This is a genomic window from Geodermatophilus dictyosporus (assembly GCF_900115505.1).
Lineage (GTDB): Bacteria > Actinomycetota > Actinomycetes > Mycobacteriales > Geodermatophilaceae > Geodermatophilus > Geodermatophilus dictyosporus.
On record NZ_FOWQ01000001.1, the window covers coordinates 72268 to 86908 of the forward strand.

13 protein-coding genes are annotated in these 14641 nt (G+C 76.0%); 5 read left to right on the plus strand and 8 right to left on the minus strand.

The genetic code is table 11. The features are described 5' to 3' along the window. Window positions 1-41 precede the first annotated feature (41 nt). From pntB to BMZ33_RS00390, 5 genes are all read right to left on the minus strand, one after another. Window positions 42-1451 carry a Re/Si-specific NAD(P)(+) transhydrogenase subunit beta gene (gene pntB / locus BMZ33_RS00370; RefSeq protein ID WP_091106685.1) on the minus strand — a complete coding sequence of 470 codons (1410 nt, stop codon included), beginning with the start codon at window positions 1449-1451 and terminating at the stop codon, window positions 42-44. A 2-nt stretch (window positions 1452-1453) separates the two neighbouring features. After that, window positions 1454-2983 (minus strand): Re/Si-specific NAD(P)(+) transhydrogenase subunit alpha, encoded by a 1530-nt coding sequence (locus tag BMZ33_RS00375; protein ID WP_169063679.1) that lies wholly within the window; start codon window positions 2981-2983, stop codon window positions 1454-1456. 176 nt (window positions 2984-3159) lie between these two features. After that, a complete protein-coding gene (locus BMZ33_RS00380) occupies window positions 3160-4404 on the minus strand; it encodes a serine hydrolase domain-containing protein (protein WP_091106689.1) in 1245 nt (414 codons plus the stop codon). 86 nt (window positions 4405-4490) lie between these two features. Next, window positions 4491-5672, minus strand: coding sequence for an acyl-CoA dehydrogenase family protein (locus BMZ33_RS00385; protein WP_091106691.1), 1182 nt, complete (start codon window positions 5670-5672; stop codon window positions 4491-4493). A 7-nt stretch (window positions 5673-5679) separates the two neighbouring features. Then, window positions 5680-6855 carry an acyl-CoA dehydrogenase family protein gene (locus BMZ33_RS00390; RefSeq protein ID WP_091106694.1) on the minus strand — a complete coding sequence of 392 codons (1176 nt, stop codon included), beginning with the start codon at window positions 6853-6855 and terminating at the stop codon, window positions 5680-5682. Window positions 6856-7085: 230 nt separating this feature from the next. Here BMZ33_RS00390 and BMZ33_RS00395 point away from each other — a divergent pair, with 230 nt between their 5' ends. Next, complete coding sequence (locus BMZ33_RS00395; protein ID WP_169063680.1) at window positions 7086-8297, plus strand: MFS transporter; 1212 nt, start codon at window positions 7086-7088, stop codon at window positions 8295-8297. Here the strand turns inward: BMZ33_RS00395 and BMZ33_RS00400 are convergent. Then, on the minus strand, window positions 8197-9375 hold the full coding sequence (locus BMZ33_RS00400; RefSeq protein WP_091106698.1) for a DUF3616 domain-containing protein: 1179 nt from the start codon (window positions 9373-9375) through the stop codon (window positions 8197-8199). The genes BMZ33_RS00395 and BMZ33_RS00400 overlap by 101 nt on opposite strands. Window positions 9376-9438: 63 nt before the next feature. Here BMZ33_RS00400 and BMZ33_RS00405 point away from each other — a divergent pair, with 63 nt between their 5' ends. The 3 genes from BMZ33_RS00405 (at window position 9439) to BMZ33_RS00415 (ending at window position 11702) form a co-directional block, all read left to right on the plus strand. After that, complete coding sequence (locus BMZ33_RS00405; protein ID WP_091106700.1) at window positions 9439-9834, plus strand: TFIIB-type zinc ribbon-containing protein; 396 nt, start codon at window positions 9439-9441, stop codon at window positions 9832-9834. Between the two features lie 107 nt (window positions 9835-9941). After that, on the plus strand, window positions 9942-10859 hold the full coding sequence (locus tag BMZ33_RS00410) for a ribonuclease Z (RefSeq protein WP_091106702.1): 918 nt from the start codon (window positions 9942-9944) through the stop codon (window positions 10857-10859). Window positions 10860-10868: 9 nt separating this feature from the next. Continuing rightward, window positions 10869-11702 (plus strand): hypothetical protein, encoded by an 834-nt coding sequence (locus BMZ33_RS00415; RefSeq protein WP_169063681.1) that lies wholly within the window; start codon window positions 10869-10871, stop codon window positions 11700-11702. Here BMZ33_RS00415 and BMZ33_RS00420 read toward each other — a convergent pair. Both BMZ33_RS00420 and BMZ33_RS00425 read right to left on the minus strand, forming a co-directional pair. Next, window positions 11699-12865: a 4-hydroxybenzoate 3-monooxygenase gene (locus BMZ33_RS00420; RefSeq protein ID WP_091106704.1), complete on the minus strand. Its 1167-nt coding sequence runs from the start codon at window positions 12863-12865 to the stop codon at window positions 11699-11701. The genes BMZ33_RS00415 and BMZ33_RS00420 overlap by 4 nt on opposite strands. 51 nt (window positions 12866-12916) lie before the next feature. Then, window positions 12917-13693, minus strand: coding sequence for an IclR family transcriptional regulator (locus BMZ33_RS00425; protein WP_091106706.1), 777 nt, complete (start codon window positions 13691-13693; stop codon window positions 12917-12919). An 86-nt stretch (window positions 13694-13779) separates the two neighbouring features. On the opposite strand from BMZ33_RS00425, the gene BMZ33_RS00430 reads away from it, so the two are divergent. Then, window positions 13780-14640 (plus strand): acetoacetate decarboxylase family protein, encoded by an 861-nt coding sequence (locus BMZ33_RS00430; RefSeq protein ID WP_091106708.1) that lies wholly within the window; start codon window positions 13780-13782, stop codon window positions 14638-14640. Window position 14641: the final 1 nt, after the last annotated feature.

Sequence of the window (14641 nt, forward strand, 5' to 3'; positions counted from 1 at the left end):
AACCGTCGCGCCCCCGCCGTCCGGTGCGCAACCGCAGCGGGCTACAGCGCGCGGAGGATGTCCTCGACCCGCTCGCGGGCGTCGCCGAAGAGCATCCGGGTGTTCTCGCGGAAGAACAGCGGGTTCTGCACGCCGGCGTACCCGGTGCTCATCGACCGCTTGAACACCACGACGTGCCCGGCGTCCCACACGTGCAGCACCGGCATGCCGGCGATCGGGCTGGCCGGGTCCTCGGCCGCGGCCGGGTTCACCGTGTCGTTGGCGCCGATGACCAGGACGACGTCGGTCTTGGCGAGGTCGTCGTTGATCTCGTCCATCTCCAGGACGACGTCGTAGGGCACCCGGGCCTCGGCCAGCAGCACGTTCATGTGCCCGGGCAGGCGGCCGGCGACCGGGTGGATGCCGAAGCGGACGTCGACGCCCTTGTCGGAGAGCGTGCGGGTGAGCTCGGCGACGGCGTTCTGCGCGTGCGCCACCGCCATCCCGTAGCCGGGGGTGATGACCACCGAGTCGGCGTCGCGCAGCAGCTGCGCGACCTCCTCGGCGGTGACCTCGGTGTGCTCGCCGTCGACGTCCCCGGAGGCCGCGGTGGCGCCCTCGTTGCCGAACCCGCCGGCGATGACCGACAGGAACGAGCGGTTCATCGCCTGGCACATGATGTAGGACAGGTAGGCACCCGAGGAGCCCACCAGCGCGCCGGTGACGATCAGCAGGTCGTTGTCGAGCAGGAAGCCCGAGGCGGCGGCCGCCCAGCCCGAGTAGCTGTTGAGCATCGAGACGACGACCGGCATGTCGCCACCGCCGATCGAGGCGACCAGGTGCCAGCCCAGCGCCAGCGCCAGCACGGTCAGCCCCGACAGCACCGCCAGCCCCGGCGAGACGACGAACACCACGGTGAGGACGGCGAAGGCGGCCAGCGCGCCGACGTTGAGCGCGTTCTTGCCGGGCAGCACGAGCGGGTTGCTCCGGATCCGGCCCGACAGCTTGAGGAAGGCCACGATCGAGCCGGTGAAGGTGACCGCGCCGATGAACACGCCGATCGCCACCTCGGCGGAGTGGATGCCCACCGGCAGCCCCAGCTCCTCGGCCTCGCCGGCCGGGGCGCCCTCCACCGACAGGTAGCCGTTCCAGCCGACCAGCACGGCGGCCAGGCCGACGAAGCTGTGCAGCAGCGCGATGAGCTCGGGCATGCCGGTCATCTCGACGATCCGGGCCCGCCAGATGCCGATGACCGCGCCGAGCACCATCGCGACGACGATCAGCCCGACCGACAGCGCGTTCCCGTTGCGCCAGGCCAGCCCGACGGTGGCGACCAGGGCGACGGCCATGCCGGCCATGCCGTAGGCGTTGCCCGCCTTGGCCGTCTCGTGCCTGGACAGGCCGGCGAGGCTGAGGACGAACAGCAGGCCGGCGACGATGTAGGCCGCGGACGCGGCGGTGCTGGCGCTCATGGTCAGGCCCTCCGGAACATGCCGAGCATGCGGCGGGTCACCGCGAAGCCACCGAAGACGTTGATGCTGGCGAGCAGCACCGCGAGGAAGGCCAGCACGGTCACCACCGTGCTGACGTGCCCGAGCTGCAGCAGGGCGCCGACCACGATGATCCCGGAGATCGCGTTGGTGACGCTCATCAGCGGCGTGTGCAGCGCGTGGTGCACGTGCCCGATGACGTAGAAGCCGACGACGACGGCGAGGGCGAAGACGGTCAGGTTGCCGATCAGCTGGTCGGGGGAGAAGGCGGCCAGCAGGAACAGCAGGGCGGCGGCCAGGCCGACCAGCGCGGCCCGCCGCCCGGGCGCGGGCGCCTTCACCGGTGGCGGCAGCGGCGCCGGTGGTGGCGCGGCGGCCGCGGGGGCGGCGGAGACCTGCACCGGCGGCGGGGGCCACATCCGCTCGCCGGCCCGTGCCACGGTCATGCCGCGCACGACGACGTCGTCGAGGTCGAGCACGAGCCGGCCGTCCTTGCCGGGGGTGAGCAGCTTGAGCAGGTTGACCAGGTTGGTGGCGAACAGCTGGCTGGCCTGGGCCGGCAGCCGGGCGGGCAGGTCGGTGTAGCCGATGATCGTGACGCCGTTCGGCGTGGTGACCACCTCGTCGGGCACCGAGCCGGCCACGTTGCCGCCCTGGGCGGCGGCCATGTCCACCACCACCGAGCCCGGCTTCATGCTGGCCACCATCTCCTCGGTGAGCAGCCGGGGTGCCGGCCGGCCGGGGATCAGCGCGGTGGTGATGACGACGTCGACGTCGCGGGCCTGCTCGGCGTACATGACCGCGGCCCGGGCGTCGAAGCTCTCGCTGGTGACCGACGCGTAGCCGGTGCCCGACCCCGTGGCCTGCTCCTCCTCGTCGGCGGGGACACCGACGTACTCGCCGCCGAGCGAGCGCACCTGCTCGGCCACCTCGGGGCGGACGTCGGTGGCCCGCACGATCGCGCCGAGGCTGCTGGCCGCGCCGATCGCGGCCAGCCCGGCGACGCCGGCGCCCGCGACGAAGACCTTGGCCGGCGGCACCTTGCCCGCGGCGGTCACCTGGCCGGTGAAGAACCGGCCGAAGGCGTGCGCGGCCTCCACCACGGCGCGGTAGCCGGCGATGTTGGCCATGGAGCTCAGCACGTCGAGCGACTGCGCCCGCGAGATGCGGGGCACGGCGTCCATCGCCAGCGCGGTGACGCCGCGGGCGACCAGCGCGTCGAGCAGCTCGGGCGCCAGCGCCGGGGCCAGCAGGCTGACCAGCACCGCGTCGGGGCGCAGCAGGGCGACCTCGTCGAACGTGGGGGCGTTCACGTGCAGGACGACGTCGGCGCCCCAGGCCTGCGCCGCCGAGCCGATCCGCGCCCCGGCCGCGACGTAGGCCTCGTCGGGGGAGTCCGCGCGGGCGCCGGCACCGGCCTCGACGAGCACCTCGTGGCCCAGCGCGCACAGCTGGCCGACGCTGGTGGGGGTCGCGGCGACGCGCGTCTCGTTCCGTCGGGTCTCTGCGGGCACGCCGATCAGCACGCGCACTCCCTCACAGCTCGGGGCCGGCGGGCTGCGCCGGCGGGGCCTGGCGTGGTGCAGCGGGGGAGGCGGGCGGCCGGACCCCGGGGCTGCATCGTGGCAGGCCACCGGGACCGCACGGTCCACCGGTACCGGAACGTGACGCGGATCGCAGGGGGATCCGGTCAGCGCCCGGCCGCCACCACGCGGTCGGTGACGTCGCGCAGCACCGCCGGCCAGTCCTCCAGGACCGCCTCGCGACCGGTCCGGACGACGACGACGTCGGAGGCCGGGTCGACGGCGACGAACTGGCCCTTGTTGCCGCGCGCGAGGAAGCGGCCCTCCCGCTCGAGGTCGAGCCACCACCAGTACTGGTAGTGCTCGGCCGGGTCGCCCGAGGTGTCGCGCGCGGTGGCCTCGGCGACCCAGTCGGCCGGGACCACCTGCCGGTCGCCGGCCCGGCCCTCGCGGGCGAACAGCAGGCCGAAGCGGGCGTAGTCGAGCGCCCGGGCGTTGAACCCGCTCTCCATCTTGGGGAAGCGCTGCGCCTCGCTGTCGGCGCTCCAGCTCGCGTCGGCCTCGGCGCCCATCGGCCCCCAGAGCACCTCGGCGGCGTACTCCTCGACCGGCCGGCCCACCGCCCGCTCCAGCGCCAGGCCGACCAGCAGCGGGTTGTAGTTGTTGTAGAGCCACGTCCGGCCCGGCGGCTCGACGATCTCGGCGGTGAGGGCGAGGGCGCGCAGGTCGGGGTCGTAGTAGGTCAGCGCGTCGTCGCTCCAGGGCAGGCCCTGCTCCTCGTAGGCCAGCCCGGAGGACATGGTCACCAGGTGCCGCAGCGTGACGTCGGCGAAGCGCGGGTCGCGGTCGAGCAGCTCGGGCACGTAGGCGGTCACCGGGTCGTCGAGGCCGCCGATCTCGCCGCGGCCGATCGCGATGCCGACCAGCGTCGACAGCACCGACTTGGCCACGGAGAACGACGTCTGCAGCGACTCCCTCGACCGGCCCTCGCCGTACCACTCGAGCAGCACCTCGTCACCGCGCAGCACGACGAAGGACGTCGACCGTGTCCGCCGGAGCAGCTGCTCGAGGTCCTCGGCCCCGCTGCCGGGCACGGTGACCTCGTCGAGGACACCGGCCGGCAGCGAGCCCGGGCGCAGCGGCAGGACGTCGTCGCCCGCGGGGACCGGCAGCGACGGGAAGCGGAGCCGGTCGTCGACGTCGGCGTCCGTCCAGACGACGGCGCGGGCGACGCCGGAGGAGTCCAGCGACGCCCGGGCCCACAGCTGCAGCCCACCGGCGGCCACCGCCGTCCAGACGAGGACGGCGACCAGTGCGGCGGCCACCCGGCCGCGGCGGCGGCGGACCGCACGGGCCGCGGCCCACGCCAGCCCGGTGGCGGCCAGGGCGGCGAGGAGGAGCCAGGCGAGCACGACGCCGGACCCTAGGCCCCCGAGGCCGGGAACGGCCGCGGCCGGCGCCCCGAGGGGGACGCCGGCCGCAGCACGTGGCGGGGTGCTCAGTCCGCGCGGGTGTAGGGCGCCCCCAGCGGGTCGACCGTCGGGTAGCCGTCGACCCGCGCGGCGAGCCGGTCGGCGGCCCAGTCGCCGTCGCCGAGCACGTGGTCGATCGCGGTCAGCCGGCTGGTGTAGTGCCCGACCGAGTACTCCGCGGTGACCCCGATGCCGCCGTGCAGCTGGATGGCCTCCTTGCCGATGTGCCGGCCGGCGCGGCTGGTCTGCAGCCGGGCGCGGTCGGCGGCGGCGACGACGTCGCCCCCGGCGTCGGCGACCATGCTCGCCCAGAGCGCCGTGCTGCGGGCCAGCTCGAGCGACACGTACATGTCCGCCGCGCGGAAGGTCAGCGCCTGGAACCGGTTGAGCGTGACGCCGAACTGCTTGCGGGTCCTGAGGTACTCCGCGGTGGTCGTCAGCGCGGTGTCCATCGCCCCGACCGCCTCGTTGCCGTAGGCGATGCGGGCCAGCGCCTGCGCCCGCTCGACGTCGGCGGACCGGTCGGCCACCGCCGTGCCACCGCCCTCGCCGGACAGCTCGCCGAGCAGCTCGGCGGGCGTGCCGGCCAGCGTCACGTTCGCCGCGCGGGTGCCGTCGTGGGTGGGGTAGCCGGTGCGGGTCAGCCCCTCGGCGTCGCCCCGCACGAGGTACAGCGCGGTGCCGCCGTCGACGGCCGCGCTGACCACCAGCACGTCGGCGCGGGCGCCGTGCAGCACCGGCTCCTTGACGCCGGTCAGGCGCCAGGTGCCGCCGTCCTCGGTGGCGGTCACGCCGCGCGCGGTGGTGCTCCACCGGGTGCCGGGCTCGGCGTGCGCGAAGGCGAGCACGGTCGCGCCCTCGGACAGCGGCCCGAGGACCGCCTGCCGCTGCGCGGCGGTCCCCACGGCCGCGACCAGGCCGCCGGCGAGGACCACGGACTCGACGAACGGCTCGGGTGCGATGACCCGGCCCATCTCCTCGGCGACGATGCCGACCTCGATCGGGCCGGCGCCCATGCCGCCGTCCTCCTCGGCGAAGGGCAGGCCGAGCACGCCCATCTCGGCCAGCCGGGCCCAGGTCTTCTCGTCGAAGCCCGGGTCGGCGGCGACCGTCCGGCGGCGCACCTCGGGGTCGCCGTAGGCCCGCTGCAGCAGGCCGCGGACGGCCTCGCGCAGGTCGTTCTGCTCGCTGTCGTACTGGAAGTCCACGGCTACCTCACAACCCCAGGATCGTGCCGGCGATGATGGTCCGCTGGACCTCGTTGCTGCCCCCGTAGATGGAGACCTTGCGGTAGTTCAGGTACTCCGGCGTGGCCACCCGGGCCCAGTCGGGCACCTCGGAGCCGCCGTCGGCGAAGGAGGCCAGCGAGAGCGGGCCGGCGATGTCGACGATCAGCTCGGTGGCGGCCTGCTGCAGCTCCGAGCCACGCAGCTTGAGCACCGACGAGGCCGGGTGCGGCTTGCCGTCGGCGGAGTTGGCCACCACCCGCAGGGCGGTCAGCTCCAGGGCCACCAGCTCGTTCTCGAGCTCCGCGATCCGCGCGGTCAGCCGCGGGTCTTGCGACAGCGGCGTGCCGTCGACGGTGATCTCACGCGCGTGCTGCTTGGCCTGGCTGATCAGCTTCTTGGTGGCGCCGACGCGGGCGATGCCCACGCGCTCGTTGCCGAGCAGGAACTTGGCGTAGTCCCAGCCGCGGTTCTCCTCGCCGACGAGGTTCTCGGCCGGGACGCGGACGTCCTCGAAGAACACCTCGTTGACCTCGTGGCCGCCGTCGATCAGCTGGATCGGCCGCAGCGTCACGCCGGGGCTGTCCATCGGGAAGACCAGCATCGAGATGCCGCGCTGCTTCTTCTCCGCCGTCGGGTCGGTGCGGACCAGGCAGAAGATCCAGTCGGCGTGCTGGCCGAGGGTGGTCCAGGTCTTCTGCCCGTTGACCACCCAGTCGTCGCCATCGCGGACGGCGGTGGTGCGCAGCGAGGCGAGGTCGGAGCCGGCGTCGGGCTCGGAGAAGCCCTGGCACCACCAGATGTCGAGGTTCGCCGTCCTGGCCAGGAAGCGCTCCTTCTGCTCCTGGTTGCCGAACGCGGCGATGACCGGGCCGATCATGCTCGTGTTGAACGCGAGCGGCTCGGGGACGTTGGCCAGCTGCATCTCCTCGCGCCAGACGTGGCGCTGCAGCGGCGTCCAGTCCCGGCCGCCCCACTCGACCGGCCAGTGCGGCACGGCCAGGCCGGCGGCGTTGAGGATCCGCTGGGCCTGCACGTACTGCTCGCGGCTCAGGTGGCGGCGGGCCGCGAGGGTGTCGCGGATCTCCGCGGGCACCTGGGTGGTGAAGAAGGTGCGCATCTCATCCCGGAAGGCCTCCATCTCCGGGGAAAGCTGCAACCGCATGGGACCTCTCTCCTGACGGCGGCGGTGCCGTCTCGACGTGTGCCCCGACGATCCCACACCGGTTACCGGTGAGTAAGCACGCCTCTCCGACCGTTCCGGCTGGGGCACCGACACACTAACCGCCGGTGTTCCACGAGCCGGGCGGCCGCCGGGGACCGGGACGGCGGCCGGCCGGGCGCGACGGCAGGATGTGCCGCCGGGCCGGTCCCGGTCCGCCGACCCGACAGGAGATGGTCCCCGCGTCCCGCCCCGACCCCGGCCCGGTCGTCGCACCGCCGGGCACCCGGCTGCTCCTGGCCGCCGTCCTGCTCGCCGCGCTCAACCTGCGCGGGGCCATCGCCGCGGTGGGCCCGGTGCTGGGCGACGTCCGCGCGGACCTGGGCCTGTCCGCGGCCACCGCCGGGCTGCTGACGACGCTGCCGGTGCTCTGCTTCGCCGTCCTCGCCCCGGCGTGCGCCGCGGCCGGCCGCCGGTTCGGCCCCGGGCCGGCCGTGCTGGCCTCGCTGGTCCTCCTGGCCGCGGCCCAGGCGCTGCGCGTCCTCGACGGCGCCCCGGTGCTGCTGGCCGGGACGTTCCTGGCCGGCGCCGCCATGACGGTGGGCAACGTGCTGCTGCCGGCGGTGGTCAAGGCCGGCTTCGGACGGCGGGCGGGCCCGGTCACCGGCCACTACACCGCGGCGCTGGTGGCCGGGGCCGCGGCGACCGCCGCCCTCACCGCCCCGCTGGCCGGCGCGCTGGGCTGGCGGGGCGCCCTGGCGGCCGAGGGGGTGCTGGCCGTCGCCGCCGCCGCCGTCTGGGCCGCGGCCGCCCGGCGGACCGGCGCCCTCGCCGCCGCGGCGGTGCCCGGCACCCGCCCGGCCGGGACCGGCCCCCGCCTGTGGCGGTCCCGGGTCGCCTGGGCGGTGACCGCCGTGCAGGCGCTGCACTCGACGCTGTACTTCTCGCTCACCGCGTGGCTGCCCACGCTGCTGGCCGACCGCGCCGGCACCGACCTCGCCGCCGGGTCGCTGGCCGCCTCGGTCTACCAGGCCTCCGGCATCGCGGGGAGCCTGCTCGTGCCCGCCGTCCTGGCCCGCCGGCCGGGGCAGGCGGGGATCGCCCTCGGCGTCGCCGGGCTCTGGGCCGTGCCGGTCGCCGGACTGCTCGTCCTGCCCGCGGCGTGGCCGGCGTGGGCCGTGGTCGCCGGGCTGGCGCAGGGCGCCGGCATCGCCCTGGCGGTCACCCTGGTGGTGCTGCGCGCCGCCGACGCCGACGTCGCCGGCCGGCTCTCGGGCATGAGCCAGCTGGTCGGCTACTCCGTCGGTGCCGCGGGGCCGGTGGCCGTCGGCGCGCTGTCGGGGCTCACCGGCGGCTGGACGGCGCCGCTGCTGCTCCTGGCCGCCGTGGTGCTCGGTCTGGCGCTGGCCGGGGTCGTGGCGGCGCGGCCGGTGCGGATCGGCTGACCGTCGCCCGGGGCAGCTCGACGACGTCGGCCAGCACGCCGCCGTCGGCCGTCAGCCGCCCCGGCGCGGGGCTGTCGTAGACGACCAGCAGCCGGCCGTCGGCCGCCGGGCCGAGCAGGCCGATGCCCTCGGCGTGGTCGTCGCCGTCGCCGTACGGGAGGGCCAGCTCGCGGGTGAGCCGGTCGCCGCGGACGACGGTCGGCTCCTCCACCGCGCACGCGCCGTGCCAGCGGTAGACGTACACCGGCCCGTCGAGGTCCATGGTCGGGCCGGCGAGCACGAGCAGGTCCTCACCCTGCGGGCAGAGGTCGCGCACCCCGAGGCCGGCCAGCCGGAGCACGTGCTTGCGGTAGCGGCGGCCGTCGGGGAAGCGACGCAGGCGCAGCCGGGTGGGGTCGTGGGCGTCGACCTCGGGGCGCAGCTCGAGCACCACGGCCCAGCCGCGCAGCACCGGGCCGCGCAGGCCGAGGTGGACGCGGTCGCCGGAGACGGCGATGCCCTCGACGTCGAGGCCGTTGTCCTTGCCGGGGATGGGCAGGAACGGCGCCAGGTGCTCGTCGTCGGCGAGCAGGTCGCGCAGGTCCCTGCCGCGGGTGCCGAAGACCGCCGCGCGGCGCGTGCCGTCGTCCTCCACCAGGGTGGGCAGCCCGTCGACGTCGGCCACCGGGATGCGCACCAGCACCTGCCGGCGCGGCTGGCCGGTGACCCTCGCCAGCCGGCGCAGGGCCCGCTCGCCGTCGTGCTCGTCGCGGATCCGGCGGCGCCGCAGGCTGTGCGAGCCGACGGCCCACAGCGCGTCGCCGGCGCGGGCGAGGCCCTCGATGTCGGCCTCCTCCTCGACGCCGGGGCCGGTGCCGCCGGGCAGGGGGACGAGGTCGGTGAGGGAGAAGCTGGTCTGGTCGTCGTAGCGGGTGGGGGCGGCCGGGTCGTCGGCCACGAGCCGCTCGATCGTGGCGGTCTCGTCGCCGGCCACCCACAGCACCGGGCCGTCGCTGCGCACGGCGGAGAGGTTGGTGTGGGTGGCGCTCGCCCGGGCGGCGCTGCCGAAGCGGAGGGTCACCGTGCGGGTCGTCGTCACGGGCGGGCACTGTGGCACGGCCGGCGCCGGGCCGGGAGGTGTCCGTGCGTCGTACCGTGCGGTATGGACCTCGTCTGCCCCAAGTGCCAGGGCGTCATGCGCACCTACGAGCGCAACGGCGTGCACGTCGACCAGTGCACCGAGTGCCGGGGGATCTTCCTCGACCGCGGCGAGCTCGAGCGGCTGGTCGACGCGGAGAACTCCTGGCACGGCGCGCCGTCCGTGTCACACGGCTCGCCGCAGCAGCACGGCGCTCCCCAGCAGCACGGGCAGCCCGCCTACGGCCAGTCGCACGCCGCGCAGTACCCGGCCGCCGGCGGCGCGGGCCTGGGCGCGGTGGTCAACGAGGTGCTCGGTGCGGTGCGCAGCAGCGGCCACGGCTCCTCGCACGGCTCCTCGCACGGCTCCTACGGTCACAAGAAGCGCAAGGAGTCCTTCCTCTCCGACCTCTTCGGCTGAGGCCGGTCCTCGTCCGGCGCCCGGTCGTGCTCTGCACACACCTGTGTTCAGAGCACGACCGACCGCCGGACAGGTCGGTCCCGCCGGCCGCCGGTACCGTCGCGGCCGTGGCGGCGCGAGAGCTGGTCGTGCTCGGCACCGCCGGCCAGGTGCCCACCCGCACCCGCAACCACAACGGGTACCTGCTGCGCTGGGACGGCCGCGGCTTCCTGTTCGACCCCGGCGAGGGCACCCAGCGGCAGCTGCTGCTGGCCGGCGTCCCCAGCAGCGCCGTCCACCGGGTGTTCGTCAGCCACTTCCACGGCGACCACTGCCTGGGCCTGCCCGGGGTGCTGCAGCGGATGTCGCTCGACGGTGTCGCGCACGCCGTGGTCACCCACTACCCGGCGTCGGGGCAGGTGTTCTACGACCGGCTGCGGCACGCCAGCGCCTTCGCCGACCGGGCCGACGTCCGGGCCGGGCCGGTCACCGGGGAGGGGGTGCTCGCCGAGGACCCGGTGGGCACCTGGGAGACCCGCCGGCTCGAGCACCCGGTCGAGTCCTTCGGCTACCGGCTGGTCGAGCCCGACGGGCGGCGGATGCTGCCCGACCGGCTGGCCGCGGCCGGCGTCGCCGGGCCCGACGTCGGCCGCCTGCAGCGCGACGGCGTGCTGCGGGTGGGGGAGCGCACGGTGCGGCTCGAGGACGTCAGCGAGCCGCGGCCTGGCCAGCGGTTCGCCTTCGTCATGGACACCCGCCTGTGCGACGGCGTCCCGGCGCTGGCCGAGGGCGCCGACCTGCTGGTGGTCGAGGCGACCTTCCTCGCCCAGGACGCCGCCCTGGCCGAGCGGTACGGCCACCTGACCGCCCGGCAGGCCGCGCGGGTGGCCGCGGAGTGCGGGGTGCGGCGACTGGTGCTCAGCCACTTCTCCCAGCGCTACCCCGACCCTCGTCGTCTCGAGGAGGAGGCCCGCGCCGAGTTCGACGGCGACCTCGTCGTCGCCGCGGACCTGCAGCGGGTTCCGGTGCCCGCCCGCCGGGGGTAGGCGGGGAGGGTGTTCGAGAGCCTGGGATTCGAGCCCGACTGGTTCGGCCTGCTGGGCCGGGAGGTGCTGCGCGAGCGGCGCGCCGCGCTCATCGCCGAGGCCTGCGCGTGGAGCGTGGGCCTGTCCGACCGGCCGCACCACCTGCGGTTGCGCGGCCGGCTGGTGGCCACCGGCTCCACCATCGGCGACCGCGCCGCCACGGGGCAGGCGCTGTCGGGGGAGGAGGACGGTCGGCTCGAGCTCGGCGACGCCCGCCCCGGCAGCTTCCAGGACGCGCTCAACGCCGTCGACGCCGACGGTGCCGTGTTCGCCGACCGGTTCGACCGCGAGGTGATCGAGCCGTTCGTGCACGAGACCTGCGTGCTCGCCGCCGACCGCGCCCGCCGCACCCGGCCAGGCCAGTGGGCCGAGCTGCTCGACGACCTCGGCGAGGACGGGGCGGAGCTCGGCGACGTCGTCCGCGCGGGGGAGTGGGAGCAGCCGCTGCGCACCGACGCCGAGCACCTCGTGCTGGCCGCGCTGGGCACCGCGCCGCTGCTGGAGGTGGAGGCGGAGGGGCTGCCGCTGTCGCTGGTGCGCGCCGCGGAGGCCACCGCCCGCGCCGCGGCCGCCCCGCGACCCGAGCCCGAGCCCGAGGACCTCTCCGGCGCGCTGTTCCTGGCGCTGGCCGCCGTCCGGGAGGCGGGCCTCCCCGCGCCGGTGCCGGCCGACGACGCCCCCCGGCTGCTCGCCGCGCTGGCCGAGCAGGGCCTGGAGCCCGACGAGGTCGCCGCCGTGCTGCCCCACCTGGACCTCGCGCCGGGCACCGCCGACCGCGTCGCCGCCCTGCTGGCGGCGGCCTAGAGGGGCAGGCCGGTGTAGTTCTCGGCCAGCTCGCGGGCGGCGGCCTCCGACGAGCAGACCCGGCGCAGCTGGGAGAGCTGCAGCTGGGCGTCGAAGGGGTCGCCGGTGGTGTGCAGCATCGAGGTCATCCACCAGGAGAAGTGGGTGGCCCGCCAGACCCGGCGCAGCGCGGTGTCGGAGTAGGCGTCGGCGAGGTCGGTCTCCTTGTCCTGCAGCAGCCGCACCACGGCCCGGGAGAGCAGGACCACGTCGGCCACGGCGAGGTTGAGGCCCTTGGCGCCGGTCGGCGGCACGATGTGCGCGGCGTCGCCGGCGAGGAACAGCCGGCCACGGCGCATCGGGGCGCTGACGAACGAGCGCATCGGCAGGATCGACTTCTCGGTGACCGTCCCCGTGGACAGCTCCCAGCCGTCGAGCGCGAACCGGGTGGCCAGGCCCTCCCAGATGCGGTCGTCGGACCAGTCCTCGATCCGCTCCGACGGGTCGACCTGCAGGTAGAGCCGGGACACCGACGGCGAGCGCATCGAGTGGAGCGCGAACCCGTCGGGGTGCCAGGCGTAGATCAGCTCGTCGGTGGCCGGGGCGGCGTCGGCGAGGATCCCCAGCCACGCGTAGGGGTAGGTGCGCTCCCACAGCTGCTGGCCGGTGCCCTCGGCGACGACCGCTCGCGAGGGCCCGTGGAAGCCGTCGGTGCCGGCGACGACGTCGCACTCGAGCACCCGGGCGGCGCCGTCGGCGTCGGTGAAGCGGACGCGCGGGCTGTCGGTGTCGACGTCCTCGACCGCCACGTCGGAGACGTCGAACAGCAGCGGGGGGCCGCCGGCGAGCTGGGCGGCGACGAGGTCCTTGACCACCTCGGTCTGGCCGTAGACCCACACCCGGCGCCCGCACAGCGCGGGGAAGTCCAGCTGGTGGCGCACGCCCGGGTACTGCAGGTACACGCCGCGGTGCTCGAGGCCCTCGCGGTGCAGCCGATCGCCCATGCCGGCCCCGGTCAGCACGTCCACGGTGTTCTGCTCGAGGATCCCGGCGCGGATGCGGGCCTCGACGTACTCGCGGGACCGGTTCTCCAGCACCACCGAGTCGATGCCCTGCAGGGCGAGCAGACGCGAGAGCAGCAGGCCCGCGGGGCCGGCGCCGATGATCCCCATCTGGGTGCGCATGCGGTCGAGTGTGACCCCGGATACGTCCAGGTGGACACCGCGCGCTCCCGTTCAGCGGAAGGGCGCGGTGCGGGCCAGCGCGCGGCCGACGCCGCGGGCGGCCACCTCGAGCACCGGCACCAGCCGGGCGAGGTCGCGCCGGTGGCTGGGGACGACGATGCCCAGCGCCGCGGCCACCACCGGCCCGCAGGCCCGCTCCACCCGCACCGGGACGGCGACCGACGCGGTCCCCAGCGACATCTCCTCGGCGGTGCGCGCCCAGCCGCGGCGGCGGACTTCGGCCAGCTCGCGGGAGAGCCGCACCGGGTCGACGACGGTGTGCCGGGTGGCCCGCTCCGGCGCGGCGAGCACCTGGGCCACCACCTCGTCGGGCGCCGAGGCCAGCAGCACCTTGCCCACCCCGGTGGCGTGCAGTGGCAGCCGGCTGCCCACCTGGCTGACCACCGGCACCGACTCCCGGCCGGAGATCCGCTCGACGTAGAGCGCGTGCACCCCCTCGCGGACGGCGAGGTGCACGGTGTCGCGGGTGGCGGTGTGCACGTCGAGCAGGAAGGGCGCGGCCAGCTGGCGGAGCTCGAGCTGGACGGGGGCGAGCAGGCCGAGGTCCCAGAGCTTGCGGCCGATCTCGTAGCGGCCGTCGGCCCGCCGCGACAGCGCGCCCCAGGCGGTCAGCTCGGCGAGCAGCCGGTGCGCGGTGGTCAGGGGGGTGCCCGAGCGCTCGGCGATCTCGGTGAGGGTCAGCCGGGGCGAGGCCGCGTCGAAGGCGTCGAGGACGGCCAGCGCCCGCGAGGTCACCGAGCGCCCACCGGCCGCCGCGCCACCCGCCACGCGGGCAGTCTCCCACTGGGCGGAAACCGGGCGTCCGGGACCTCGGACCCTCGTGCGCCCGCCCGCGGCCCGGCTGGGATGGTCCGGTGACCGGGCCCGGCGAGGAGGCGGTGCGGCTGCCGCTGGCCTACCACGACGTCGCGGTCGCCTGCTCCTACCACCTCGCCTCCGCCGCCGCGGTCGCCGCGCTGCTGCCCCACGACCGGGGTCGGCCCCTCCTGCGGCCGCTGCCGTGGCCCGGCGGCCGGACGGTGGTGGCGGTGCACGCCTTCCGCTACCGGACGGTCACCTGGACCGGTGCCGACGGGGCCACCCGCGCGCTGGCGCCCTACGGGGAGGTCGGGGTGACCGCCGGCGTGCTCGCCGGGCCGGCGGCGCGCGGGGGAGGCCGGCCCGCCACGGGCGGCTTCGTGCTGCAGCTCCCGGTGACCTCGCGGGAGGCCCGCGACCTCGGCCGGGCGCGGTGGGGGCTGCCGAAGTGGCTGGCCGACATGGACTTCCTCGACGCCCCCGGCCGGCAGCGGGTCCGGCTGACCGAGGGCGGGACCGAGGTGCTCACCCACACCGTGGCCGCCCGCGGACCCGCCGTGCGCGGCAGCTCGTCGCGGACGCTGTGGTCGGTGCGCGCCGGGCGGCTGCTGGAGACGACGGTCCCCGTGCTGGCCCGGTGGCAGGCGCGGCCCGGGTCGGGGTCGGCGACCCTCGCGCTCGATGACCACCCGGTGGCCGCCGAGCTGCGCCGGCTGGAGCTGTCCCCGGAGCCGCTGGCCGCCTTCCGCGCGCTCGAGTACCGCAGCACGCTGCCGGAGGGGCGGCCGCTCGTGCCGGTGACCTCGCCGCCGGTCCCCGTGCTCGCCGGCAGCGACGCCGTCCTCGGCCGGTTCACCGTGACCCACCCCGGGACGGCGCCGCTGCCCCAGTACCCGCCCGCCTCGGTGCCCGCCTGAG